At 71.4% G+C, this 25015-nt stretch carries 20 protein-coding genes; 16 read left to right on the top strand and 4 right to left on the bottom strand.

Features of this window, described 5'->3' with window-relative positions; translation table 11 throughout:
- Nucleotides 1-99 precede the first annotated feature (99 nt).
- A complete protein-coding gene (locus tag ACFYT4_RS15600) occupies nt 100-702 on the top strand; it encodes an alpha/beta fold hydrolase (protein ID WP_389268565.1) in 603 nt (200 codons plus the stop codon).
- A 45-nt stretch (nt 703-747) separates the two neighbouring features.
- Here ACFYT4_RS15600 and ACFYT4_RS15595 read toward each other — a convergent pair whose 3' ends face one another.
- Both ACFYT4_RS15595 and ACFYT4_RS15590 read right to left on the bottom strand, forming a co-directional pair.
- Nucleotides 748-1404 carry an MBL fold metallo-hydrolase gene (locus ACFYT4_RS15595; protein ID WP_389268563.1) on the bottom strand — a complete coding sequence of 219 codons (657 nt, stop codon included), beginning with the start codon at nt 1402-1404 and terminating at the stop codon, nt 748-750.
- A 259-nt stretch (nt 1405-1663) separates the two neighbouring features.
- The gene (locus tag ACFYT4_RS15590) at nt 1664-2365 is read right to left on the bottom strand and encodes a maleylpyruvate isomerase family mycothiol-dependent enzyme (RefSeq protein ID WP_389268561.1); all 702 of its coding nucleotides are present in this window, start codon (nt 2363-2365) and stop codon (nt 1664-1666) included.
- A gap of 223 nt (nt 2366-2588) precedes the next feature.
- Here ACFYT4_RS15590 and uvrA point away from each other — a divergent pair, with 223 nt between their 5' ends.
- Nucleotides 2589-5612 (top strand): excinuclease ABC subunit UvrA, encoded by a 3024-nt coding sequence (gene uvrA, locus ACFYT4_RS15585; protein ID WP_389268559.1) that lies wholly within the window; start codon nt 2589-2591, stop codon nt 5610-5612.
- Nucleotides 5613-5942: 330 nt separating this feature from the next.
- On the opposite strand, the gene ACFYT4_RS15580 is transcribed toward uvrA, so the two are convergent.
- A complete protein-coding gene (locus ACFYT4_RS15580; protein ID WP_389268679.1) occupies nt 5943-6839 on the bottom strand; it encodes a carbohydrate kinase in 897 nt (298 codons plus the stop codon).
- Between the two features lie 125 nt (nt 6840-6964).
- Here ACFYT4_RS15580 and ACFYT4_RS15575 point away from each other — a divergent pair, with 125 nt between their 5' ends.
- Nucleotides 6965-7396, top strand: coding sequence for a Rieske (2Fe-2S) protein (locus ACFYT4_RS15575; RefSeq protein WP_389268557.1), 432 nt, complete (start codon nt 6965-6967; stop codon nt 7394-7396).
- A 214-nt stretch (nt 7397-7610) separates the two neighbouring features.
- Here ACFYT4_RS15575 and ACFYT4_RS15570 read toward each other — a convergent pair whose 3' ends face one another.
- Nucleotides 7611-8543, bottom strand: a complete 933-nt coding sequence (locus ACFYT4_RS15570; RefSeq protein ID WP_389268555.1) for a hypothetical protein — start codon at nt 8541-8543, stop codon at nt 7611-7613.
- Between the two features lie 317 nt (nt 8544-8860).
- Between ACFYT4_RS15570 and ACFYT4_RS15565 the strand changes: the two genes are divergently transcribed.
- From ACFYT4_RS15565 to pgi, 13 genes are all read left to right on the top strand, one after another.
- On the top strand, nt 8861-9544 hold the full coding sequence (locus ACFYT4_RS15565; protein ID WP_389268677.1) for a papain-like cysteine protease family protein: 684 nt from the start codon (nt 8861-8863) through the stop codon (nt 9542-9544).
- A gap of 5 nt (nt 9545-9549) precedes the next feature.
- The gene (locus ACFYT4_RS15560; protein WP_389268675.1) at nt 9550-10431 is read left to right on the top strand and encodes a hypothetical protein; all 882 of its coding nucleotides are present in this window, start codon (nt 9550-9552) and stop codon (nt 10429-10431) included.
- 152 nt (nt 10432-10583) lie between these two features.
- Nucleotides 10584-12671 (top strand): excinuclease ABC subunit UvrC, encoded by a 2088-nt coding sequence (uvrC, locus tag ACFYT4_RS15555; RefSeq protein WP_389268553.1) that lies wholly within the window; start codon nt 10584-10586, stop codon nt 12669-12671.
- Complete coding sequence (rapZ, locus tag ACFYT4_RS15550; protein WP_389268551.1) at nt 12668-13606, top strand: RNase adapter RapZ; 939 nt, start codon at nt 12668-12670, stop codon at nt 13604-13606. Before uvrC ends, rapZ begins: the two co-directional genes overlap by 4 nt.
- Nucleotides 13603-14670, top strand: coding sequence for a uridine diphosphate-N-acetylglucosamine-binding protein YvcK (yvcK, locus tag ACFYT4_RS15545; RefSeq protein ID WP_389268549.1), 1068 nt, complete (start codon nt 13603-13605; stop codon nt 14668-14670). Before rapZ ends, yvcK begins: the two co-directional genes overlap by 4 nt.
- Entirely contained in the window at nt 14661-15650 is a 990-nt protein-coding gene (gene whiA / locus ACFYT4_RS15540) for a DNA-binding protein WhiA (RefSeq protein WP_389268547.1), read from the top strand. The genes yvcK and whiA overlap by 10 nt, the downstream gene beginning before the upstream one ends.
- Nucleotides 15651-15997: 347 nt before the next feature.
- Nucleotides 15998-18946 (top strand): M14 family zinc carboxypeptidase, encoded by a 2949-nt coding sequence (locus ACFYT4_RS15535; protein WP_389268545.1) that lies wholly within the window; start codon nt 15998-16000, stop codon nt 18944-18946.
- A gap of 208 nt (nt 18947-19154) precedes the next feature.
- The gene (gap, locus tag ACFYT4_RS15530) at nt 19155-20165 is read left to right on the top strand and encodes a type I glyceraldehyde-3-phosphate dehydrogenase (protein WP_389268543.1); all 1011 of its coding nucleotides are present in this window, start codon (nt 19155-19157) and stop codon (nt 20163-20165) included.
- Nucleotides 20166-20327: 162 nt separating this feature from the next.
- On the top strand, nt 20328-21539 hold the full coding sequence (locus tag ACFYT4_RS15525; RefSeq protein ID WP_389268541.1) for a phosphoglycerate kinase: 1212 nt from the start codon (nt 20328-20330) through the stop codon (nt 21537-21539).
- A gap of 7 nt (nt 21540-21546) precedes the next feature.
- Nucleotides 21547-22323 carry a triose-phosphate isomerase gene (tpiA, locus tag ACFYT4_RS15520; protein ID WP_389268539.1) on the top strand — a complete coding sequence of 259 codons (777 nt, stop codon included), beginning with the start codon at nt 21547-21549 and terminating at the stop codon, nt 22321-22323.
- A 115-nt stretch (nt 22324-22438) separates the two neighbouring features.
- Nucleotides 22439-22669 (top strand): preprotein translocase subunit SecG, encoded by a 231-nt coding sequence (gene secG, locus ACFYT4_RS15515; RefSeq protein ID WP_177148920.1) that lies wholly within the window; start codon nt 22439-22441, stop codon nt 22667-22669.
- Between the two features lie 135 nt (nt 22670-22804).
- Nucleotides 22805-23140 (top strand): RNA polymerase-binding protein RbpA, encoded by a 336-nt coding sequence (locus tag ACFYT4_RS15510; protein ID WP_003957010.1) that lies wholly within the window; start codon nt 22805-22807, stop codon nt 23138-23140.
- A 216-nt stretch (nt 23141-23356) separates the two neighbouring features.
- Complete coding sequence (gene pgi / locus ACFYT4_RS15505) at nt 23357-25015, top strand: glucose-6-phosphate isomerase (RefSeq protein WP_389268537.1); 1659 nt, start codon at nt 23357-23359, stop codon at nt 25013-25015.

Here is a 25015-nt window from a genome sequence, read left to right as displayed (position 1 = left end):
CGCGTTCCCGGCGGTCCTGCGGCGGCCGTACTGCTGCTGCACGGAGGCCGCGAGGACGCACTGGAGCCGCCACCCCGCCTGAATCTGCCCGGTGTCCGGATGCGCCCCTTCGGCCGGGCGATCGCCCGCGCCACCGACGGCGCGGAGGTGCTGCTCGGCTCGGTCCGCTACCGCCGGCGCGGCTGGAACGGCGACCGCGCCGACGCGGCGGCGGACGCCCTGCGGGCCCTGGACGAACTGACTCTCCTCACCGGGCCCGTCCCGGTGGTCCTGGTGGGGCACTCGATGGGCGGCCGGGCCGCCCTGCGCGCCGCGGCGCACCCGCTGGTCGAGGCGGTGATCGGGCTCGCGCCGTGGTGTCCCGGCGGAGAGCCGGTGGAGCATCTCGCCGGCAAGCGGATCGTCCTCGTCCACGGTGATGCCGACCGTGTGACGGACCCGGACGCCTCCTGGGCGCTCGCGGACCGGGCGCGTCACGCGGGCGCGCGTGTCTGCGGGCTGCGGATGCCCGGCGGCGACCACGCGATGCTCCGCCGTGCTCCCGTCTGGCACAGGCTCACCGCCGACCTGGTCACCGGTCTGCTGGGCCTGGGACCGCTGCCGCCGGGGGTCCGGGAGCGCTTCGCCGCCCGCCCCGGGGCGGGCGTTGGCGGGGCTCCGGTCGACGTGCCCGTGGGGGAGGCGGCGGAGGGCACCTCCTGAAGGGGCGTGTCCCGCAGGGGCGAGGTGCCCCGGGAGGCCCGGTGGCTACCAGCCGCGGGCGTGCCACTCCGGCAGATGGGGGCGCTCGGCGCCGAGTGTGGTGTCCCTGCCGTGCCCGGGGTAGACCCAGGTCTCGTCCGGCAGCCGGTCGAACAGCTTCGACTCCACGTCGCCGATGAGGCTGGCGAAGGCATCCGGGTCCTTGCGGGTGTTGCCGATCCCGCCGGGGAAGAGGCAGTCGCCCGTGAACACATGCGGAGGGCCGTGCGGATCGTCGTAGACCAGGGCGATCGAACCCGGGGTGTGTCCCACCAGGTGGCGCGCGGTCAGCTCGACCCGGCCGACCCTGATCACATCACCGTCCTCGACGGGCACGTCGGTCGGGACGGGAATGCCCTCGGCGTCGTACCTCCCCGCGTAGGTGCGGGCGCCGGTCGAGGCGACGACGTCGGCGAGCGCCTGCCAGTGGTCGCCGTGGCGGTGGGTGGTGACGACGGACGCGATCGAGTCCTCGCCGATCAGCCGGAGCAGGGTTCCGGTGTCGTTGGCCGCGTCGATCAGCAGCTGCTCGCCGGTGGCCCGGCACCGCAGGAGATAGCAGTTGTTGTCCATCGGGCCGACCGCGACCTTGGAGATCATCAGATCCGTGAGCTCGTGCACATCCGCGGGTCCGCCGACCTTCACCACTCCGCTGTACGTCATGAGGGGCAGCCTATCCCCGGGCCCGGACACGGGCGGCGCGAGCACCGCCGGGCCCGTGACCGCGGGGGACGCCGTGTCCCCGGGCTCCCGGCCCCGTACTCCCGGGATCCGCCGGGCCCACCCGGAACGCCCGGCTCCGGAGCTTCCCGCCGTGGGGAAGCGGATCCTCCGGCCATGGGCCTCCCGGCAACCGGACCCCGGCTCCGGACCGCCCCTGGACCTCCCGGTTCGGCCGTGCCGGGATTCATGGAGGCGGGATTCAGAGGGGCGGGAGCACAGGCGGCCCGGCGGTCGCGGAGTTCGTGCGGACGGTGAGATCCGCCCCGGAACGGCGGCCCGCGAGCCAGCCGACCAGCGAGGCCGGAGGCCCGCCGACCGTCACCGGTTCGCCCTGGGCGCCGCCCGTGGACCAGTCGCCGAGGTCGCCGGACGCGACGATCCGGGTCGGCGGGACTCCGGGATGCCCGGCGAACCGCTCGGCGAGGAACGTGATCTCCCGCAGGACGAAGTCGCGGGGCAGGTCCTCCAGCTCGTAGCCGATGTCCAGATCCACGTGGTGGAGCTCGATCTCGACGAGCCTGCGGAACGGCAGCCGCTCCGCCCGGTCGACGACGCCGTTGCGCAGTTCGACCGGGCGCTCCCAGTCGCCGGGGAGCGCGGCCACGGCCGCCAGCCGGGCGGCGCTGTCGCGCAGATCGGCGAGCTGGACGTCGACCGGCCGGCCGGCGTCCCGCTCGATGTCCGCGTCACGGGCCTCGGCGCTCACGTACATGGGACGGCCCTCGAAGACGTTCACGAGCGCGTCGGCGTTGCGGGAGAGATGGGCGAGGACATGACCGCGGCGCCAGCCCGGCAGCCGTGACGGTCCGGCGGCGGTGGCGTTGTCCATGGCGTCGGCCGCGGTGAGCAGCCGTTCCGTGGCCGCCCGGAGTGAGGCGAGGTCGCTCAGTGGATCGATCATGGCGCCGACGATAGTCCCGCCACACGATCGGGTGAAGTCGACGGAGAGCCGTCTGAAATCGAATGCGCGTGCTATAGCCTGGGGCGAGGCATCCTTGGTTGTCAGGCATTCACCGCTCAGGCACTCATACGGCTTGGCGGCCCCCATAGGCTGGAAAGGTCCGGTACCGGGGGCCGGTGCCCCCGCTTCTCTCAAGCCCCCTCAAGAAAGGTGCGGACCCGGCGTGGCCGACCGTCTCATCGTCCGTGGCGCTCGCGAGCACAATCTCAAGAACGTCTCGCTCGACCTCCCCCGTGACTCCCTCATCGTGTTCACGGGGCTCTCCGGGTCGGGCAAGTCCTCGCTCGCCTTCGACACGATCTTCGCCGAGGGCCAGCGCCGCTATGTGGAATCCCTGTCGTCGTACGCCCGCCAGTTCCTGGGGCAGATGGACAAGCCCGACGTCGACTTCATCGAGGGCCTCTCCCCGGCCGTCTCCATCGACCAGAAGTCGACATCGCGCAACCCCCGCTCGACCGTCGGCACCATCACGGAGGTGTACGACTACCTCCGGCTGCTGTTCGCCCGGATCGGCAAGCCCCACTGCCCCGAGTGCGGCCGCCCCATCTCCCGGCAGTCGCCGCAGGCCATCGTGGACAAGGTGCTGGAGCTGCCCGAGGGCAGCCGTTTCCAGGTGCTCTCCCCGCTGGTGCGTGAGCGCAAGGGAGAGTTCGTCGATCTCTTCGCCGACCTCCAGACCAAGGGGTACAGCCGCGCCCGGGTCGACGGGCGGACGATCCAGCTCGCCGAGCCGCCGGCGCTGAAGAAGCAGGAGAAGCACACCATCGAGGTGGTCGTGGACCGCCTCACCGTCAAGGACAGCGCCAAGCGCCGGCTGACCGACTCGGTCGAGACCGCGCTCGGCCTCTCCGGCGGCATGGTCGTGCTCGACTTCGTCGACCTCCCCGAGGACGACCCCGAGCGCGAGCGGATGTACTCCGAGCATCTGTACTGCCCGTACGACGACCTGTCCTTCGAGGAGCTGGAGCCCCGCTCCTTCTCCTTCAACTCCCCCTTCGGCGCCTGTCCCGACTGCACCGGTATCGGCACCCGGATGGAGGTCGACCCCGAGCTGATCGTCCCGGACGAGGAGAAGTCCCTGGACGAGGGCGCGATCCACCCCTGGTCCCACGGCCACACCAAGGAGTACTTCGGGCGGCTGATCGGCGGGCTCTCCCAGGCGCTCGGGTTCGCCACGGACATGCCGTGGGGCGGGCTGCCCCAGCGCGCCCGGAAGGCCCTGCTGTACGGCCACAAGACCCAGGTCGAGGTCCGCTACCGGAACAGGTACGGACGGGAGCGGGCGTACACCACCCCCGCGTTCGAGGGCGCCGTCCAGTTCGTCAAGCGGCGGCACCAGGAGGCGGAGAGCGACACCAGCAGGGAGCGCTTCGAGGGCTATATGCGCGAGGTCCCCTGCCCGACCTGTGAGGGCACCCGGCTCAAGCCGATCGTCCTCGCGGTCACGGTGATGGAGAAGTCCATCGCCGATGTCTCCGCCATGTCGATCAGCGAGTGCGCCGACTTCCTCGGCCGTCTCAGGCTGAACGCGCGCGACAGGAAGATCGCCGAGCGGGTCCTCAAGGAGGTCAACGAACGGCTGAGGTTCCTGGTCGACGTCGGCCTCGACTATCTCTCGCTGAACCGCGCGGCCGGCACGCTCTCCGGCGGCGAGGCCCAGCGCATCCGGCTCGCCACCCAGATCGGCTCCGGACTCGTCGGCGTGCTGTACGTCCTGGACGAACCCTCCATCGGACTCCACCAGCGCGACAACCACCGGCTCATCGAGACTCTGGTCCGTCTGCGCGACATGGGCAACACCCTGATCGTCGTGGAGCACGACGAGGACACCATCAAGGTGGCCGACTGGGTCGTCGACATCGGCCCCGGCGCGGGGGAGCACGGCGGCAAGGTCGTCCACTCCGGGCCCCTGAAGGAGCTGCTGACCAACAAGGAGTCGATGACGGGGCAGTATCTGGCCCGGAAGAAGTCGATCCCGACGCCCGGCATCCGCCGGCCCGCCGACCCGGGACGGCGGCTCACCGTCCACGGCGCCCGGGAGAACAATCTGCAGGACATCGACGTCTCCTTCCCGCTCGGCGTGCTCACGGCCGTCACCGGGGTCTCCGGCTCCGGCAAGTCCACCCTGGTCAACGACATCCTCTACACCCACCTCGCCCGCGAGCTGAACGGCGCGAAGTCGGTGCCCGGACGCCACACCCGCGTCGACGGCGACGACCTCGTCGACAAGGTCGTCCATGTCGACCAGTCGCCCATCGGGCGCACACCGCGCTCCAACCCCGCGACGTACACCGGCGTCTTCGACCATGTCCGCAAGCTCTTCGCGGAGACGATGGAGGCCAAGGTCCGGGGCTATCTCCCCGGCCGGTTCTCCTTCAACGTCAAGGGCGGCCGCTGTGAGAACTGCTCGGGCGACGGCACCATCAAGATCGAGATGAACTTCCTCCCGGATGTGTACGTCCCGTGCGAGGTCTGCCACGGAGCGCGCTACAACCGGGAGACCCTGGAGGTCCACTACAAGGGCAAGTCCATCGCCGAGGTGCTGGACATGCCCATCGAGGAGGCGCTCGGCTTCTTCGAGGCCGTGCCGACCATCGCCCGTCATCTGAAGACGCTCCACGAGGTGGGTCTCGGCTATGTGCGCCTCGGGCAGTCCGCGCCGACGCTCTCCGGCGGTGAGGCCCAGCGGGTCAAGCTGGCCTCCGAGCTCCAGAAGCGCTCCACCGGCAGCACGGTGTACGTCCTGGACGAGCCGACGACCGGGCTGCACTTCGAGGACATCAGCAAGCTGATCTCGGTGCTCTCCGGACTGGTCGACAAGGGCAACACGGTCATCGTCATCGAGCACAACCTCGATGTGATCAAGACGGCCGACTGGGTCCTGGACATGGGCCCCGAGGGCGGCAGCGGCGGCGGGCTGGTCATCGCCGAGGGCACACCGGAGGAGGTCGCGGGCGTCCCGGCCAGCCACACCGGAAAGTTCCTGCGCGACATTCTCGACCCGGAGCGGGTCAGTGACGCCGTGGTGCCACGGGCCCGGTCCGCGGCCAAGAGGATCACTGCGAAGAAGGCGCCCGTGAACCAGACACCCGTCAACCAGACACCCGTCAAGCAGACGGCCGCGCAGAAGACGGTGGCGAAGAAGGCTCCGGCCAGGAAGGCGGCGGCCCGCGCCCGTAAGTCATAGGCCCGCGAAGTCGTCTCGCCGGGCCCCGCGGTCAGGGCAGGACCCGGCCTCGGCCGGGCTCCCCTTTGCACGGGGGCGAGCCGGACGGCCGCCGGCGGGGGTCGGGGAATCCGTGACCACCCTGCTGCTCTCATGCTGCTCGGACCCGCTCCCCGCCAGCCGGGCGTCCGGGCTCGTGCCCACCCGGGGGCCCCGGCTCAGGCCACCCGGGCCAGGCCCGGGTGGGATGCCTCCGGGCCGGCCCCGGGCAGGAAGTCCCCCGGCGGGGCAGCTCCGGGCAGCCGAGGAGCAGCGGGGCCAGACGGCGGGCCAGGGAGAAGGGGCCGGTCGCTACGCGTGCAGCTCCCAGGCGTACGGAGGCTCCGCCCCCGTACGGGAGCAGGTCACGGCCGCCGCGCGGGCGGCGAACCGCAGGACCTCGCGCCAGGCGTCCGGGGGCAGATCCGCGAGGGCGGCGGACGACAGGGCGCCGAGGGAGGCCAGGCCCTGGAGCAGGGCCGCGTTCACGGTGTCCCCCGCGCCGATCGTGTCCGCGACCGTCACCTCGGCGGCCGGGACGGAGATCTCCCCGCCCGCCCGGGGGCGTACCGTCAGACCCTCCGCGCCACGGGTCAGCACGACCGCGGGCGGGCCCTCGGGCACACCGCCCAGCCAGCGGGCGTCGTCCTCCGAGAGCTTGAGCAGGGAGACATACGGAAGCCAGCTACGGAACCGCTTCTGGTAGGCGTCCGGGTCCGGGATCAGCCCCGGCCGGACATTGGGATCCAGCAGGGTGAACAGCCCCCGCCCGGCCTCCCGCCGCAGCAATTCCTCGTAGGCGCTCGCGCCCGGTTCGAGTACGAGCGAGCAGGTGCCGAACGCCACCGCGCGCGCCTCGCCGGGCAGCCGGGGCGGCAGTTCGAACAGCCGGTCCGCCGTGCCCTGCGCATAGAAGCGGTATCCCGCCGAGCCGTCCCCGCCGAGGGACGCGACCGCCAGCGTCGTCGGCTCGGGCCCGCGACGGACGAGAGAGGTGTTCACCCCGGCCTCATCCAGCCCGGCCAGCAGCGCGTCCCCGAAGCCGTCCGTCGACATCCGCGAGCAGAAGGCCGTCCTCGCGCCCAGGCGTCCCAGGGCGACGGCGGTGTTGTACGGGCCGCCGCCCAGACGCGGCAGCAGCGCGGGCAGGGGCTCGCCGCGCCCCTGCGGGACCAGGTCGATCAAGGACTCTCCGGCGACGACGATCATGGCGTGAACGTAGCCCATCGCTCCGTCCCGCGGGAGGGGAGCCCGCTCCGAGGCCACGGGGTCCACGCCGGTATGGTCGGGTCTGTCACCACGACCGCCCCCACGCTCTGACCAGTGGAGTTCTCATGTCCGGCCACCCCTCAGCCGCCCGCCGCACCGTGCTGAAAGGCGCGGCCCTCGCCGGGGCCGCGGGGCTGGGGGCCGCCGCCTGCTCCACGGAGTCGAAGCTCGGGCACGCCCAGGTCCCCACCCCGACCGCGCCCGTGGACCTGGGCGCGGCCGACGCCGTACCGGTCGGCGGGGCCCGGCTCTACAGCGAGCAGCGCCTTGTGGTGAGCTGCCCGGCGAAGGGCCAGTACAAGGCGTTCAGCGCCCAGTGCACCCACGCGGGCTGCGTGCTGGACAAGGTCGAGGGCAACGAGGGCAACTGCCCCTGCCACGGCAGCCGCTTCGACGTCACCTCCGGCGAGGCGCTGAAGGGCCCGGCGACCGTGCCGCTCCCGGAGGTCCCGATCACGGTGCGCGACGGCAAGCTGGTCGCGGGGCCCGGCGCGTAACGCCCCCCGCCCGGCGCGCACCCTCGGCCGCACGCCCCTCGGCACGCCCCCACGCCCGGGCGCGCGCCCGCTCAGCGCGCCCCGCGCACCCACCCGCACGCCCCGCGTACCACCTCCGCGCGCGCCTCCGCCACCGCCCGCCGGTCCCCCGCCCCCCGTCCACCACCAGCCCGGCCCCCGCCCCCCATCCCACGTCCCCGTGCCGACCTCCCGCTCAGTCCCAGTTCCAGTCGATCCCCAGGATCCCCGGCCGTACCCCCTGCTCGACGAGGTGGACCGTCCGGTGCCTGCCGCTCAGCGTCAGATCGGTCCGGGCGCCGCGCGGGGCACCCGTCGTGGCCTGGGCGAACCGGCGGCACCGCACCGGCAGCGCGCCCTCGTCGAAACGGATCTGCAGGACGTACTGCCCGCCCGCGTAGGTGAAGCCGCGCACGTACTCGGTGCTCACACCGCCGGTCGCGTCCTCGAAGCCGTAGCCGAAGAGATGCGTGTCACCCGCGCGCAGCCGGGCGTCGAAGAGCAGCTCGGCGATGACCATCCCGCTCTCCCGGTGCCGGCGCACCCGCCCGGTACGGCAGTTCTCCAGGGCGCTCACCCGCACCCGCTCCGGATCGCAGCCCGGGTCCCCATGGTGGATCGCGAGATAGCGGTCCACACCGTCGCGGTGGGCCCGTATGACATGCTGCGAGTCCCGCCCGACCAGCTCGCGGTCCGGCCCGATCCGGACCCGCTCGGTGTGGCCCACCGTGTGCAGACCGCCGTCGGCGGGGGACTCCAGCTCCGCCAGCAGCTGTTCCACCGTGTCCGAGACCTCCACCAGGGAGCGGTACGAGCGGGAGGCGGGGCGCCCGACGTCGGCGCTGCCGCTGCCCTCGCCGACGCCGAGGAGCCGGATGAGGGAGTTCCCGGGCAGGTCGAGCACCTCCTCCAGGGCGCGTACGGCCCGCAGGGACTCCGGTCGCTGCGGGCGGCGCGCGCCCTGCTGCCAGTAGCTGAGGCTGGTGACACCGACCTTGATCCCCCGATGCGCCAGATGGTGCTGCACCCGCTGGAGCGGCAGTCCGCGCACCGCGAGGGCGGCACGCAGCGCCAGATGGAAGGGGCCGGTGTGCAGCACCTGCGCCAGATCGGCCTCGGTGTGACCCATGGGAACCTCCAGCGGCTGTGATCGGCGGGGGCACGTCGACCCGGTACTGCTCCTGCGTGCGCGCCCGGACGCACCGGGGCCGCACAGCACCACGCGCGGCGTGCGGTGAACGTTCACGGCCCGGTCCGCTCGCGCGGCCGGGCGGGAACGGCCGTCCAGGTGGCACGGGCGCAGCCGTTCACAACCCGGCCGCGGCGTTCACAGCTCCGGGTCCCCCGCATTGAAGCGTGTTGACCTGCCCGCGACAAGGACTGATGCTCAATCAGCAGCGTCCGGACGCGCTCCTCCACCCCCACCACCCCTACGGGAGGAACGCGATGCGCCACCCCAGGAGACGGCTCGCCACCACGGCGACCGTGCTCGCCGCACTCGTCACACTGCCCCTGTCCACGGCCTCGGCGGCGCCGGCCGGCGACGACCGCGCCCCCGCGCGGTCCACCGCCGACCGGTCCGCCGGCCACGCGGCCGAGCGCTCCACCGCGCCGTCGGCCGACCGGTCCGCCGGCACCTCCGCCGCCCTCGCGTCGAAGCGGCTCGGCATCACCATGCAGGCACAGCTCAAGACCAACTGGTGCTGGGCCGCCGCCGGCAACACCATCTCCTCGTACTACGGCCGCACCTACACGCAGAACCAGTTCTGCAATGCCGCCTTCAACCGGCAGCAGGGCAGCGAGTGCCCCAACTCGCAGGCCACGCTGGCCACTGTGCAGACCGGTCTGCGCTGGACGGGCGTCAGCCCCGGCTCGTACATCGCCAACTGGCTGCGCTACCCGGCCGTGCAGACCGAGATCAACGCCAACCGGCCCGTCGAGACCCGGATCCAGTGGTCGAGCGGCGGTGGCCACATGCATGTCGTCTACGGCTACGACACGGACGGCAACTGGGTCCACTGGGGCGATCCCTGGCCCTCCAGCCAGCGCTACAACTGGGCCTCCCACGCCTGGTACGTGAACAACGGCTCCTTCTCCTGGACCCACTCGCTCTACAGGATCGGAGCATGAACGCGATGAAGCGGAACACGTTCCCGTCGAGAACCGCCACCGCCGTGTTCACGGCCTGCCTCGCCCTCGGGACCGCGGGCGCGCTCGCCGGCCCGGCCGCCGCCGGCACCGGAGCACCCGCGGTTCCCGCGGTGTCCGCCGCCGACCTCGCCGCGGCCCGGGGCGCGGCCACCGCGCCCGCCACCCTGGACACGCTCTCGCGCTTCTTCGCCCGGGACGGCGCCGGCGCCCGGTCGGCGGCCGCTCCCCGGGCCGAGGGAGCGACCGTGCCCGTGCTGACGCTCTCCGCGGACTTCGTGGCCGGGAAGGCGGGCGCTCCGGTGGCGCGCACCGAGTTCCTCGCCACCAAGGCGGTCGCGCCGGACGGCCGGGAGGCGTCCGTCTGGGCGGCCCGCCTGGGCAAGGGCTGGCAGGTGGTCAATATCGCGACCGGCGACGACGAGTTCCGGTACGCCCGGCTGGGCGCGGCCGCCCTGCCCGGCGGCACGGTCTTCCGCGAGCCGCAGATCGACGCCTGGTACGTCAGCAAGGACACCCGCGTGCTCCCGCTCGACGACGACGCGGTACGGGCGGTCGGCGCCGGCGGCACCACCCTCGCCGCCTACCGGGACCGGGTCCGCTCCGCGTACGCGGACAAACTGCCCGGTTCGGCGTACGCGAAGAAGGGCGCGGCGGGCGGGTACGGCCACTCCGAGGGCGCTCGCGGACGCGAGCACTCCGCCGGGACGGCAGGGCCCGCCCGCGCCGGTGCCCCGGCCGTCTCCACCGCCGCCGGGACGCGGGACGACGGCGCGGTCACGGTGGCCTCCGTCGCCGCCGGGGCGGGCGCGGTCCTCGCGATCGCTCTGTGCGGGGTGACGGCCTCCAGGCTCCGGCGCCGCGGCTGATCCACCCGGGTGCCCGTCCCACTCCCCGGCGGCGGGCACCCCCGGACACCCCCGGCCGGGGTGCGCGCGTGCCCCGGCCGGGTTGCCCACCGCGGCCGGGCGCGGCCCGGAGTCCCGCCGCTCCGTCAGCCCCCGCCAGTAGGGTGGACGGCATGGCAGACCCCTCCAGTTACCGCCCCAGGCCGGGAGAGATCCCCGACTCCCCGGGGGTCTACAGATTCCGCGACGAGCACCGCCGGGTGATCTACGTCGGGAAGGCGAAGAACCTGCGCTCGCGGCTCTCCAGCTACTTCCAGGACGTGGCGCATCTCCACCCGCGCACGGCCACGATGGTCACCACCGCGTCCTCCGTGGAGTGGACGGTCGTCGCCACCGAGGTCGAGGCGCTCCAGCTGGAGTACTCCTGGATCAAGGAGTACGACCCCCGGTTCAACGTGAAGTACCGGGACGACAAGAGCTACCCGTATCTCGCGGTCACCATGAACGAGGAGTTCCCCCGGGTCCAGGTGATGCGCGGCGCCAAGCGCAAGGGCGTGCGCTACTTCGGTCCGTACGGCCACGCCTGGGCGATCCGCGAGACCGTCGACCTGATGCTCCGCGTCTTTCCGGTGCGCACCTGCTCGGCGGGCGTTCTCAGGAACCACCAGCAGAAGGGCCGCCCCTGTCTCCTCGGCTACATCGGCAAGTGTTCGGCCCCCTGCGTCGGGCGGGTCACTCCCGAGGAGCACCGGGAACTGGCGGAGGAGTTCTGCGACTTCATGGCCGGCCGCACCGGCACGTACATCCGCCGGCTGGAGAAGCAGATGACGGCGGTGGCCGAGGAGATGGAGTACGAGCGGGCGGCCCGCCTCCGTGACGACATAGGGGCGCTCAGGCGTGCCCTGGAGAAGAACGCGATCGTGCTCGCCGACGCCACCGACGCCGATCTGATCGCCGTCGCCGAGGACGAGCTGGAGGCCGCCGTCCAGATCTTCCACGTCCGCGGCGGGCGGGTGCGCGGCCAGCGCGGCTGGGTCACCGACAAGGTCGAGGCCGTCGGCACCTCCGGCCTCGTCGAGCACGCGCTCCAGCAGCTGTACGGGGAGGAGCGCGGCGACGCCGTCCCCAAGGAGGTCCTCGTCCCCGCCCTCCCCGAGCACCCGGACGCCGTCGGGCAGTGGCTGAGCGAGCGCCGGGGCTCGCAGGTGTCGCTGCGCGTCCCCCGGCGCGGGGACAAGAAGGACCTGATGGAGACCGTCGGGCGCAACGCCCAGCAGGCGCTCGCCCTGCACAAGACCAGGCGCGCCGGCGATCTGACCACCCGCTCCCGCGCGCTGGAGGAGATCGCCGAGGCCCTCGGCCTGGACTCGGCTCCGCTGCGGATCGAGTGCTTCGACATCTCCCATCTCCAGGGCGAGGACGTCGTGGCCTCCATGGTGGTCTTCGAGGACGGCCTGCCGCGCAAGAGCGAGTACCGCCGCTTCCAGATCAAGTCGTTCGAGGGGCAGGACGACGTCCGTTCGATGCACGAGGTCGTCAGCCGCCGCTTCCGCCGCTACCTGGCCGAAAAGGACAGGACGGGCGAGTGGATCGGGGCGGACAGCCCGGAGGACACGCCGACCACCGCGGCCACGGCGGACGGGGCGGGTACGGGGAGCACGGCGGACACCCCCGCAGACCCCCGGCCGGCGTCCGTGCGGCCCGGCGAGGCCGGCGGTCCGCCGGAGGACGACGGCCGCCCCAAGCGCTTCGCCTACCCGCCGCAGCTCGTCGTCGTCGACGGCGGCGGGCCCCAGGTGGCCGCAGCCCAGCGCGCCCTCGACGAGCTGGGCATCGACGATGTGGCCGTCTGCGGGCTGGCCAAGCGGCTGGAGGAGATCTGGCTGCCCGGCGAGCGGGACCCGGTCGTGCTGCCGCGCTCCAGCGAGGGCCTGTATCTGCTCCAGCGCGTCCGCGACACCGCCCACGACTTCGCCATCCGCTACCAGCGCTCCAAGCGCACCAAACGCATCCGTACCAGCCCCCTCGATGCCGTCCCCGGCCTCGGTGAAACCCGGAAACAGGCGCTGATCAAGCATTTCGGCTCGGTCAAGCGACTGAAACAGGCCACAATCGAGCAGATCTGCGAGGTGCCCGGCATGGGCCGCAAGACAGCGGAGTCCCTGGTCGCGGCCCTCGCCACGGCGGCCCCGGCGGCCCCTGCCGTGAACACGGCGACAGGAGAGATCATGGAAGAGAACGACGGGGGCGGTACGACATGAGTGAGCACGACGGAGACGGAGCAGCAGACGTGAGTACGGGCACTACGAACGAGCCCGGCGGTGCCGCGGAGGCGGCCATCCCCGAGCTGGTGATCATCTCCGGTATGTCCGGCGCAGGGCGCAGCACGGCCGCCAAGTGTCTGGAGGACCTCGGCTGGTTCGTCGTCGACAACCTGCCGCCCGCGCTGATCCCCACCATGGTGGAGCTGGGCGCGCGCTCGCAGGGCAATGTCGCCCGGATCGCCGTCGTCGTCGACGTACGCGGCCGGCGGTTCTTCGACAATCTGCGCGAATCCCTCGCCGACCTGGACTCCAAGCAGGTCACCCGGCGGATCGTTTTCCTGGAGTCCTCGGACGAGGCTCTGGTCAGGAGGTTCGAATCGGTCCGCAGGCCCCACCCCCTCCAGGGGGACGGCCGGATCGTCGACGGCATCGCCGCCGAGCGCGATCTGCTGCGTGAGCTGCGCGGGGACGCCGACCTGGTGATCGACACCTCCAGTCTGAACGTGCACGAGCTGCGCGCCAAGATGGACGCCCAGTTCGCCGGCGACGAGGAGCCGGAGCTTCGGGCCACGGTGATGTCGTTCGGCTTCAAGTACGGCCTGCCGGTCGACGCGGACCTCGTCGTCGACATGCGCTTCCTGCCGAACCCGCACTGGGTCCCCGAACTGCGCCCCTTCACCGGACTGAACGAGGAGGTGTCGAACTACGTCTACAACCAGCCCGGCGCCAAGGAGTTCCTCGACCGGTACACGGAGCTGCTCCAGCTGATCGCGGCCGGCTACCGCCGCGAGGGCAAGCGGTACGTGACCATCGCCGTCGGCTGCACGGGCGGCAAGCACCGCTCCGTCGCCACATCCGAGAAGCTCGCCGCCCGGCTCTCCTCCGCGGGCATCGAGACCGTCGTGGTCCACCGGGACATGGGGCGCGAGTGACCGGACGCTCCCTGCGGCTGCGGCGGCTGCGCAGGTACACCCACACGCCCGCCGGGCGTAAACGCGGAGCACAGCCCAAGGTCGTCGCCCTCGGCGGCGGCCGCGGTCTGTCCGCGTCCCTCGCCGCCCTGCGCCGTATCACCGGCGACCTCACCGCCGTGGTCACCGTCGCCGACGACGGCGGCTCCAGCGGACGCCTCCGGGAGGAGCTGGGCGTCCTGCCGCCCGGCGATCTGCGCAAGGCCCTCGCGGCCCTGTGCGGCGACGACGACTGGGGCCAGACCTGGGCGCGGGTGATCCAGCACCGCTTCCACTCCCAGGGCGATCTGCACGACCACGCCGTCGGCAATGTGCTGATCGTCGCGCTGTGGGAGCAGCTGGGCGACCCGGTGCAGGCCCTGGACCTGGTGGGCCGGCTGCTCGGCGCACACGGCCGGGTGCTGCCGATGTCCGCCGTCCCCCTGGAGCTCCAGGCGCTGGTACGGGGCCACGACCCGGCCCGCCCGGACGAGGTCGACACGGTACGGGGGCAGGCGACCGTCGCCCTGACCCCGGGGGAGGTGCAGTCCGTGCACCTCGTACCCCACGACCCGCCCGCCGTGCCCGAGGCGGTCGCCGCCGTCCTTGACGCCGACTGGGTGGTTCTCGGCCCCGGGTCCTGGTTCTCGTCGGTGATCCCGCATCTTCTGGTGCCCCAGCTGCTGGACGCGCTGGTGGCGACGAAGGCCCGCCGGGTCCTCTCGCTCAATCTCGCTCCGCAACCCGGAGAAACTGAGGGCTTCTCACCGCAGCGTCATTTGGAGGTTTTGGGACGACACGCGCCTAAACTCGCCCTGGACGTGGTGCTGGCCGACGAGGCCGCCGTGCCCGACCGCGATTCCCTCGCCGACGCCGCAAAGCGCCTCGGCGCCGCGGTCGAGCTCGCTCCCGTGGCCGTCACCGGGGGGACTCCCACCAGGGGCGAAGCTGCAGGAGGAGGAGTTCCGAAGCATGACCCGGAGCTGCTGGCCGCCGCGTACGACCGTATTTTTCGGATGCATGGAAGGATCGGCCCATGGCGATGACGGCAGCGGTGAAGGACGAGATCTCCCGGCTTCCCGTCACCCGGACCTGCTGCAGAAAGGCGGAGGTCTCGGCGATCCTGCGGTTCGCGGGCGGGCTGCACCTGGTGAGCGGGCGGATCGTGATCGAGGCGGAGCTGGACACCGGCATCGCCGCCCGCCGGCTGAAGCGGGACATTCTGGAGATCTTCGGCCATGGCTCCGAGCTGATGGTGATGGCCCCCGGCGGACTGCGCCGGGGCTCCCGGTATGTCGTACGGGTGGTGGCGGGCGGTGATCAGCTGGCGCGGCAGACCGGGCTGGTCGACGGCCGCGGCCGCCCGATCCGCGGCCTGCCGCCGCAGGTCGTCTCCGGAGCCACCTGTGACGCGGAGGCCGCCTGGCGCGGCGCGTTCCTCGCGCACGGCTCGCTGACCGAGCCCGGCCGCTCCTCCTCGCTGGAGGTCACCTGCCCCGGTCCGGAGGCCGCCCTGGCCCTGGTCGGCGCGGCCCGCAGGCTCTCCATCGCCGCGAAGGCGCGCGAGGTGCGCGGGGTGGACCGGGTCGTCGTGCGCGACGGTGACGCGATCGGCGCGCTGCTGACCCGGCTCGGCGCGCACGAGTCGGTGCTGGCCTGGGAGGAGCGGCGGATGCGGCGCGAGGTGCGTGCCACCGCCAACCGCCTCGCCAACTTCGACGACGCCAACCTCCGCCGCTCGGCCCGTGCCGCGGTCGCCGCCGGCGCGCGGGTCCAGCGGGCGCTGGAGATCCTCGGCGAGGAGGTGCCCGAGCACCTCGCCGCGGCGGGCAGGCTGCGCATGGAGCACAAGCAGGCGTCGCTGGAGGAGCTGGGCGCGCTCGCCGACCCGCCGCTGACGAAGGACGCGGTCGCGGGCCGTATCCGCCGGCTCCTGGCGATGGCGGACAAGCGGGCGCAGGACCTCGGTGTCCCCGGTACGGAGTCCAACCTCACCGAAGAGATGGCGGACGGCCTGGTCGGCTGAGCCCACCCCGGAGGGCGGGCCCCGGGCACCCCTCCCCGGGTACTCGCCCCTCCCCGGGGGCGGCCCGCCGCCCGGGCGGCGCCCGCTCCCGCCGCGGCCCGCATCCTCCGGGGACCGCCGGTGCCCCTTCCCCGGCCGCGCCCGCGCACGACTCCCGGGGCGGCCCGCGCCCCCGGTGACATCCCCTGCCACAAACGCCACATACCGCTGCCGGTGTCCCACGGACACCGGCAGCGGTCTTTCTGCGCGCTCATATACCCATGACCGCCGTATTGACATGGTCATGGGGCGTGCACAGTCTGACTTCCGTTCACTTTCCTGGCACACACACCGGCAAGGGGGGCTTTATGAGACGCAGAGCGAGATCGATCCTCGCCGCGGTTTCACTGCTGACCGCCACACTGGCGGCGGCTCCGATCGCCCGGGCACAGTCCGGTGACGGCAGCGGCGACGGACTCTCCGTCTGGCACGCGAAAGTCACCAAGGCCCAGGTCCCGCTGCTGCTCGCGGCGGGCGCCGACGGCCATGAACTCACCGAGCGGGTCCCGGACAAGGGCACCGCCACCGTCGAACTGCACCTCACCGAGGACCAGGCGGGCGATCTGCGCGAGCAGGGCGTCGGCATCACCGAGCACACCCTCTCGGCCGCGGCACGCCAGCGCGTCGCCGCCGCGGGGGACGGCGTCTACCGCCCGTACAGCGGCGAAGGCGGCCTCAAGGGCGAGATCCTCGCCACCGCGCAGGCCCATCCCGGCCTCACCAAGGCCATCAGCATCGGCAAGTCGGTCAAGGGCCAGGACATCCTCGCCCTCAAGATCAGCAAGGGTGCCAAGAAGAGCCGCGACGGCTCCAAGCCGGCGACGCTCTACATGTCCAACCAGCACGCGCGTGAGTGGATCACCCCGGAGATGACCCGGCGGCTGATGCACCACTACCTCACGAACTACGGCAAGGACCCCCGTATCACCAAGATCATCGATACGACCGAGCTGTGGTTCGTCCTGTCGGCCAACCCCGACGGCTACGACCACACCTTCACCGGCACGACCGCGCGTCAGTGGCGCAAGAACCTGCGCGACAACAACGGCGACGGAAAGACGGGCGCCGGCGACGGCGTCGACCTCAACCGGAACTTCGCCTACAAGTGGGGTTACGACAACGAGGGTTCGTCCCCCGACACCTTCGACGAGACCTACCGCGGCACCGGACCCGCCTCCGAGCCCGAGACCCAGGCCATCGACGCCTTCCAGAAGCGGATCGGCTTCGAGTACGGCATCAACTACCACTCGGCGGCCGAACTCATCCTGTACGGAGTCGGCTGGCAGGTCGCCACCTCGACACCCGACGACGTCGCCTACAAGGCACTCGCGGGCACACCGGCGAACCCCGCGATACCCGGCTACCGCCCCCAGGTCTCCTCCGAGCTCTACATCACCAACGGCGAGGCCGACGGCCACGCGGCCAACATCAACGGGATGATGATGTACACCCCCGAGATGTCGACCTGCGCCACCGCCTCCCGGATCGACCCCGGCGACGCCTGGAACGCGGCGGACTGCGCCTCCGTCTTCACCTTCCCCGACGACGAGAAGCTGATCCAGCAGGAGTTCGCCAAGAACATCCCGTTCGCGCTCTCCGTCGCCGAGACCTCCGCCACCCCCGACCAGCCGGTCTCCTCGCTCGGCCTGAAGGCGGCCGACTTCACCCCCGACCCGTTCACCGTCTCGTACGCGCGCGGCGGCGACCAGGAGGTCTCCGTCGTCGCCCGCAAGTCCGTGCGTGACAAGGAGCTGAACTACCGGATCAACGGCGGGCGGGTGCACGACGAGGACCTCGAACCCTGGAAGGGCGGCGAGACCTTCGGCGGCGAGGACAACATCCGCTTCGACGAGTACCGCGCCGAGGTCGAGGACGCCGAGCCCGGCGACCGCGTCGAGGTCTGGTTCACCGGCCGTACGAGGGACGGGAAGCGCACCTCCAGCGAGCCCTTCACCTACACGGTCGCCGAACGGCCGCGCGCCGACACCCTGGTGATCGCCGAGGAGGGAGGCACCGCGCCCGCCGCGCACACGGCGGCGTACACCGGCGCACTCGCGGACAACAAGAAGCGCGGCGCCGTCTGGGACGTCGCGACCCAGGGCACCCCCCACCCGCTGGGCGTGCTCAGCCACTTCGACACCGCCGTCTGGTACACGGGGGCGCAAGCGCCCTCCTGGGCCACCACCCGGGCCGTACGCGCCTACCTCAACGAGGGCGGAAAGCTCATCACCACGGGTGAAAGAGCCGGGGGCAACGCCAACCTCGGCGGCGCGGTGAGCGACGACTTCGCGCAGTACTACCTGGGCGCGTCCGGCCGTGCCTCGCTCGGCGGGACCTCGGCCTTCGCGGGTACGGGACGCCTCACCGGCGCCTCCGCCGCGCTCGCCGACGCCCCCGGGAACCCGCTGAACGCGGCGGGCGCGTACACGATCACCTCGGACACGCTGCCACCCGACGAGTTCCCGCAGTTCCGCAGTGCGGCGGCGGGCGACTACCCGGGTGTCCGGATGCCGTTCTCGCCGTACGAGGGCCAGTGGTACGCGGTGGCGGCCCACCGGAACTCCTCCTGGATGCGGCTCGCGCGCACCCTCGATCTGACCGGGACCGCGGCGGCCGACAACCCGAGGCTGAACCTCCGGCTCAGCTTCAACACCGAGCCCGGCTACGACAACGCGGTCGTCGAGGTCCACACCGTGGGCCAGGACGACTGGACGACGCTCCCCGACGCCAACGGCGGCACCAGGACGACCGTGCCGGCCGAGTGCGACGCCGGGTTCTACGTCAACCAGCACCCGTTCCTGCGGCACTACCTCACCGTCGGCGACGACGGCTGCGCCGCGACCGGCACCACCGGCGCCTGGAACTCCTTCACCGGGGCCTCCGACGGCTGGCGGGCCGCCTCCTTCGATCTGAGCGCCTACGCGGGCAAGCAGATCGAGGTCTCCGTCTCGTACATCACCGATCCCAGTGACGGCGGACGCGGCGTCTTCGTCGACGACACCAAGCTGGTGACCGGCGGTGGCGAACAGGGCGCGGAGGGCTTCGAGACCTCCCTCGGGCCCTGGTCGGCGGCGGGTCCCCCCGCGGGCAGCCCCGCGCTGCGCGGAAACTGGCAGCGCAGCCAGGATCTGTACCCGTCGGCGTCGGCGGTCACCACCCGCGACACCGTGCTCATCGGCTTCGGCCTGGAGCACGTGCCCGCGGCCTCCGACCGCCGGCAACTGCTCGGCAAGGCGCTGGGCGCACTCCGGCGCTGACCCGCCGTAGCGGGGGCTCCGGGGAGCCTCCGGCGCAGGTGGCGGCGGTCCGTACCCCCTACCGGGGGGTATGGATCGCCGCCGTCGTGTACAAGCCCTCCGATGTCACCTCGGGCGGTCCAGCGAGGTAGGGTCGTAAGCGGTCGGGGACATCCCATACAACTCGCCGGGCGTCGAAACCCGGCGTACCTAACGAGGAGATCGGTTCGTGACGATCCGCGTAGGCATCAACGGCTTTGGCCGCATCGGTCGTAACTACTTCCGCGCGCTGCTGGAGCAGGGTGCAGACATCGAGATCGTGGCTGTCAACGACCTGGGTGACACTGCGACCACGGCCCACCTGCTGAAGTACGACACCATCCTCGGCCGCCTCAAGGCCGAGGTGTCCCACACCGCCGACACGATCACCGTCGACGGCCACACCATCAAGGTGCTCTCCGAGCGCAACCCCGCCGACATCCCGTGGGGCGAGCTGGGCGTCGACATCGTCATCGAGTCGACCGGCATCTTCACCAAGAAGGCCGACGCCGAGAAGCACATCGCCGGCGGTGCGAAGAAGGTCCTGATCTCGGCTCCGGCCAAGGACGAGGACATCACCCTCGTGATGGGCGTCAACCAGGACAAGTACGACCCGGCGAACCACCACGTCATCTCGAACGCGTCCTGCACCACGAACTGTGTGGCGCCGATGGCCAAGGTCCTCGACGAGAACTTCGGGATCGTCCGGGGTCTGATGACCACCGTCCACGCCTACACCAACGACCAGCGCATTCTCGACTTCCCGCACAAGGACCTGCGCCGCGCCCGCGCCGCCGCGGAGAACATCATCCCGACCACGACGGGTGCCGCCAAGGCCACCGCCCTGGTCCTCCCGCAGCTCAAGGGCAAGCTGGACGGCATCGCCATGCGCGTCCCGGTCCCGACCGGCTCGGCCACCGACCTGGTGGTGGAACTGGCCCGCGAGGTCACCAGGGACGAGGTCAACGCCGCGTTCAAGAAGGCGTCCGAGGACGGCGACCTGAAGGGCGTCCTGTACTACACCGAGGACCCGATCGTCTCCTCGGACATCGTCAGCGACCCGGCCTCCTGCACCTTCGACTCCTCCCTGACCATGGTCCAGGACGGCACCTCGGTGAAGATTCTCGGCTGGTACGACAACGAGTGGGGCTACTCCAACCGTCTCGTGGACCTCACGGTCTTCGTCGGCGGCCGGCTCTGACGGCCCTGAACAGCTCAGCACTGATCGGCTTCCGGTCACTATCGATCGGATCGGCCTCGACCGGCGATGACAGCACCACGATGTGAGCGAAGGGCCCGGGCGGCGCAAGGTGGCGCGGTCCGGGCCCTGTCGCACGTCCAGCCCTCCTGAGGAGTCCCGTCCATGAAGACGATCGACCAGCTTCTGAACGAAGGGGTCGCGGGCAAGCGCGTATTCGTCCGTGCCGACCTCAATGTGCCGCTCGACGGCACGACCATCACCGACGACGGCCGGATCCGGGCCGTTCGGCCCACCGTCGCCCGGCTCGCCGAGGCGGGCGCGCGTGTCGTCGTCGCCTCCCATCTGGGCCGGCCCAAGGGCGCCCCGGACCCCGCCTTCTCGCTCGCGCCCGCGGCGACGCGGCTCGGCGAACTGCTCGGCACCGGCGTCACGTTCGCGACCGACACCGTCGGCGACTCGGCGAAGTCCGTCGTCGCGGGCCTCGCCGACGGGGACGTCGCGGTGATCGAGAACCTCCGCTTCAACCCCGGCGAGACCAGCAAGGACGACGCCGAGCGCGCCGCCTTCGCCGATCAGCTCGCCGCCCTCGCCGACGTCTACGTCGGCGACGGCTTCGGGGCGGTCCACCGCAAGCACGCCTCGGTGTTCGACCTCCCCGCCCGCCTGCCGCACGCGGCCGGCGACCTCATCGCCACCGAGGTCGGTGTCCTGAAGAAGCTCACCGAGGACGTCAAGCGGCCGTACGCCGTGGTCCTCGGCGGAGCCAAGGTCTCCGACAAGCTCGGTGTCATCGACCATCTCCTGGAGAAGGCCGACCGCATCCTGATCGGCGGCGGCATGGCGTACACCTTCCTCAAGGCCCAGGGCCACGAGGTCGGCAGCTCGCTGCTCCAGGAGGACCAGGTCCCGGTCGTCAAGGAGTACCTGGAGCGCGCCGCGGCCAAGGGCGTGGAGTTCGTGCTCCCCACCGACGTGCTGGTCGCCCAGGACTTCCCCGATCTGAAGACCAAGGCCCCGGCCCACCCCACCACCGTCGCCGTGGACGCCATCCCGGCCGACCAGCAGGGTCTGGACATCGGTCCCGACACCCGCAAGCTGTACGCATCGAAGCTCGCCGACGCGGCCACCGTCTTCTGGAACGGCCCCATGGGCGTCTTCGAGCACCCCGACTACGCCGAGGGCACCAGGGCCGTCGCCCAGGCGCTCGTCGACTCCCCGGCCTTCACCGTGGTCGGCGGCGGAGACTCCGCCGCAGCGGTGCGGATCCTCGGCTTCGACGAGAACGCATTCGGCCATATTTCGACCGGCGGCGGCGCGAGCCTCGAATATCTCGAGGGCAAGACGCTTCCCGGCCTCGCCGCACTGGAGGACTGACACTCTGATGAGTACGCGCACCCCGCTCATGGCGGGCAACTGGAAGATGAACCTCAACCACCTTGAGGCCATCGCCCACGTCCAGAAACTCGCTTTCGCTCTGGCGGACAAGGACTACGACGCCGTCGACGTGGCGGTTCTGCCGCCCTTCACCGATCTGAGGTCCGTCCAGACCCTGGTCGACGGCGACAAGCTCAAGATCAGGTACGGCGCCCAGGACATCTCGGCGCACGACTCCGGGGCCTACACCGGAGAGATCTCGGGCGCCATGCTGTCCAAGCTGAAGTGCTCCTATGTCGCGGTCGGCCACTCCGAGCGCCGGCAGTACCACGCCGAGACGGACGAGCTCTGCAACGCCAAGGTGAAGGCCGCCTTCCGGCACGGCATCACCCCGATCCTCTGCGTCGGCGAGGGCCTCGACGTCCGGAAGGCCGGCCGCCAGGTCGAGCACACGCTCGCCCAGCTCGACGGCGGCCTCGCGGACGTCCCGGCCGAGCAGGCCGAGACCGCCGTGATCGCGTACGAGCCGGTGTGGGCCATCGGCACCGGCGAGGTCGCCACTCCCGAGGACGCGCAGGAGGTCTGCGGCGCGATCCGCGGACGGCTCGCCGAGCTGTACTCCCAGGAGGTGGCCGGCAAGGTCCGCATCCAGTACGGAGGCTCGGTCAAGGCCGGAAACGTGGCCGCGATCATGGCCCAGCCCGATGTCGACGGAGCCCTGGTGGGCGGCGCCGCGCTGGACACCGACGAGTTCGTCAAGATCGTCCGGTTCCGCGACCAGTGAGTATGCGCTAGCGCCGATCCGTCGTACCCTTGCGGGGACCTGTGGCCGCCGGGCCCGGGTCCCCGCAGTCCGTAGAAATCCGAGAATTGCCAGGAAGTAGGGTCCAGCCGTGGTTATGGGGTTCTCGATCGCCCTGATCGTCTTCAGCCTGCTGCTGATGCTGCTGGTGCTGATGCACAAGGGGAAGGGCGGCGGCCTCTCCGACATGTTCGGCGGCGGTATGCAGTCGTCCGTCGGCGGCTCCTCGGTCGCCGAGCGCAACCTCGACCGGATCACCGTCGTGGTCGGTCTTCTGTGGTTCGCGTGCATTGTCGTACTCGGCCTGCTGGTGAAGCTGGACAGCTGATCCGGAGGTATTCCCGTCCCGGGGTGGGGTGTAACTCCAATCACTGGACGAGCGTTGGGCCTTACGTAGACTGGGGCACCGCGGCGCAGCCGCTGTGAGACGCTGTACAGCACCATCACGCAGGGAGTTACGACCGTGGCAAGTGGCAACGCGATCCGGGGAAGCCGGGTCGGAGCGGGGCCGATGGGCGAGGCCGAGCGCGGCGAGTCCGCGCCACGCCTGCGCATCTCCTTCTGGTGCTCGAACGGGCACGAGACGCAGCCGAGCTTCGCCAGCGACGCTCAGGTCCCCGACACCTGGGACTGCCCGCGCTGCGGGTTCCCGGCCGGCCAGGACCGGGACAACCCGCCGGACCCGCCGCGTACGGAGCCGTACAAGACGCATCTGGCGTATGTGCGGGAGCGGCGCAGTGACGCGGACGGCGAAGCGATTCTCGCCGAGGCGCTCGCCAAACTGCGGGGCGAGATCTAGGACTTGCGATCCGGCCGGGACACCCGATGGGTGCCCGGCCGTACGCGTTCCCGGGCTCTTTCCGTCAATTGTCAGTGCCGTCCTCTACGGTTTTTGTACGGGTGAACACGGAGCGTGCTCAGCGCGGCCGTACTCGCCGCGTGGCCCCCTCTGATCAATTAGGTTGGGGACGGTGGGGCAGCAGGCAGGCACGAGACGAAGCGAGCTGATGTCCGAGTGACGACACAAGGCCGTACCAGGCTCAACCAGACACCCGAGTGGACCGCCCTGGGCAAGCACCGCGAGGAGTTGGGGCAGACGCATCTGCGGGAGCTGTTCGCCGCGGACGCGTCCCGCGGTAGCGCCTGCACACTGCGCGTCGGCGATCTCCATCTCGACTACTCCAAGAACCTGGTGACCGGCGAGACCCTGCGGCTGCTGCGGGACCTGGCGGCCGCGACCGGTGTGGCCGGGCTGCGGGACGCGATGTTCCGCGGCGAGAAGATCAACACCACGGAGGACCGCGCCGTCCTCCACACCGCCCTGCGGGCCCCCCGGGACGCCGTCGTCGAGGTCGACGGGGAGAACGTGGTGCCCGCGGTGCACGCGGTCCTCGGCAGGATGGCCGCCTTCTCCCGGCAGATCCGCTCCGGCGAGTGGACCGGACACACCGGCCGCCCGATCAGGAACATCGTCAACATCGGCATCGGCGGATCCGACCTCGGCCCCGCCATGGCGTACGAGGCGCTGCGCTCCTACACCGCGCGCGATCTCACCTTCCGCTTCGTGTCGAACGTCGACGGGGCCGATCTGCACGAGGCCGTCCGGGACCTCGACCCGGCCGAGACCCTGTTCATCATCGCCTCCAAGACCTTCACCACCATCGAGACCATCACCAACGCCAACTCCGCGCGCGACTGGCTGCTCACCGAACTGAAAGCCGGTCAGGAGGCCGTCGCCCAGCACTTCGTGGCGCTGTCGACGCATGCGGAAAAGGTCGCGGACTTCGGCATCGACACGGCCAATATGTTCGAGTTCTGGGACTGGGTCGGCGGACGCTACTCGTACGACTCGGCCATCGGGCTCTCGCTGATGATCGCGATCGGCCCGGACCGCTTCCGCGAGATGCTCGACGGATTCCACCTGGTCGACGAGCACTTCCGCACGGCCGCGCCCGAGGCCAACGCACCGCTGCTGCTCGGTCTGCTGGGCGTCTGGTACGGCGGGTTCTTCGGCGCCCAGTCCCATGCCGTCCTGCCGTACTCCCACTATCTGAGCAAGTTCACCGCCTATCTCCAGCAGCTCGACATGGAGTCCAACGGCAAGTCCGTGGACCGCGAGGGCAACCGCGTGGACTGGGGGACCGGCCCGGTCGTCTGGGGCACGCCCGGCACCAACGGGCAGCACGCGTACTACCAGCTGCTCCATCAGGGCACCAAGACCATCCCGGCCGACTTCATCGGCTTCGCCGGGCCGGTCGCCGATCTGCCGCCCGGACCGGCCGCCCAGCACGATCTGCTGATGGCCAACTTCTTCGCCCAGACCCAGGCCCTGGCCTTCGGCAAGACCTCCGAGGAGGTGCGGGCGGAGGGGGTGCCCGAGGAACTGGTGCCGCACAAGACCTTCCGGGGCAACCACCCCACGACGACGATCCTCGCCGACGAGCTCACCCCGTCCGTGCTCGGACAGCTGATCGCGCTGTACGAGCACAAGGTGTTCGTCCAGGGCGCGATCTGGAACATCGACTCCTTCGACCAGTGGGGTGTCGAGCTGGGCAAGGTCCTCGCCAAGAGGATCGAGCCCGTACTGGTGGATGGGGCCGGGGCCGGGGGAGAGCGGCTCGACAGCTCGACCGCCGCGCTGGTCGCGAAGTACCGCGAGCTGCGGGGGCGTTGA

Source organism: Streptomyces sp. NPDC004609 (assembly GCF_042873655.1).
GTDB lineage: Bacteria > Actinomycetota > Actinomycetes > Streptomycetales > Streptomycetaceae > Streptomyces.
Note: the sequence above shows the minus strand (reverse complement) of the source record. Positions and strands in the feature narration are given on the sequence as shown.

Bases quoted from the DNA above. Each gene is read 5' to 3' on its own strand.
- ACFYT4_RS15600 (WP_389268565.1), top strand. From the start codon at position 100: ATGCGCCCCTTCGGCCGGGCGATCGCCCGCGCCACCGACGGCGCGGAG.
- ACFYT4_RS15595 (WP_389268563.1), bottom strand. From the start codon at position 1,404: ATGACGTACAGCGGAGTGGTGAAGGTCGGCGGACCCGCGGATGTGCAC.
- ACFYT4_RS15590 (WP_389268561.1), bottom strand. From the start codon at position 2,365: ATGATCGATCCACTGAGCGACCTCGCCTCACTCCGGGCGGCCACGGAA.
- ACFYT4_RS15580 (WP_389268679.1), bottom strand. From the start codon at position 6,839: ATGATCGTCGTCGCCGGAGAGTCCTTGATCGACCTGGTCCCGCAGGGG.
- ACFYT4_RS15575 (WP_389268557.1), top strand. From the start codon at position 6,965: ATGTCCGGCCACCCCTCAGCCGCCCGCCGCACCGTGCTGAAAGGCGCG.
- ACFYT4_RS15570 (WP_389268555.1), bottom strand. From the start codon at position 8,543: ATGGGTCACACCGAGGCCGATCTGGCGCAGGTGCTGCACACCGGCCCC.
- ACFYT4_RS15565 (WP_389268677.1), top strand. From the start codon at position 8,861: ATGCGCCACCCCAGGAGACGGCTCGCCACCACGGCGACCGTGCTCGCC.
- ACFYT4_RS15560 (WP_389268675.1), top strand. From the start codon at position 9,550: ATGAAGCGGAACACGTTCCCGTCGAGAACCGCCACCGCCGTGTTCACG.
- uvrC (WP_389268553.1), top strand. From the start codon at position 10,584: ATGGCAGACCCCTCCAGTTACCGCCCCAGGCCGGGAGAGATCCCCGAC.
- rapZ (WP_389268551.1), top strand. From the start codon at position 12,668: ATGAGTGAGCACGACGGAGACGGAGCAGCAGACGTGAGTACGGGCACT.
- whiA (WP_389268547.1), top strand. From the start codon at position 14,661: ATGGCGATGACGGCAGCGGTGAAGGACGAGATCTCCCGGCTTCCCGTC.
- ACFYT4_RS15535 (WP_389268545.1), top strand. From the start codon at position 15,998: ATGAGACGCAGAGCGAGATCGATCCTCGCCGCGGTTTCACTGCTGACC.
- ACFYT4_RS15525 (WP_389268541.1), top strand. From the start codon at position 20,328: ATGAAGACGATCGACCAGCTTCTGAACGAAGGGGTCGCGGGCAAGCGC.
- tpiA (WP_389268539.1), top strand. From the start codon at position 21,547: ATGAGTACGCGCACCCCGCTCATGGCGGGCAACTGGAAGATGAACCTC.
- secG (WP_177148920.1), top strand. From the start codon at position 22,439: ATGGGGTTCTCGATCGCCCTGATCGTCTTCAGCCTGCTGCTGATGCTG.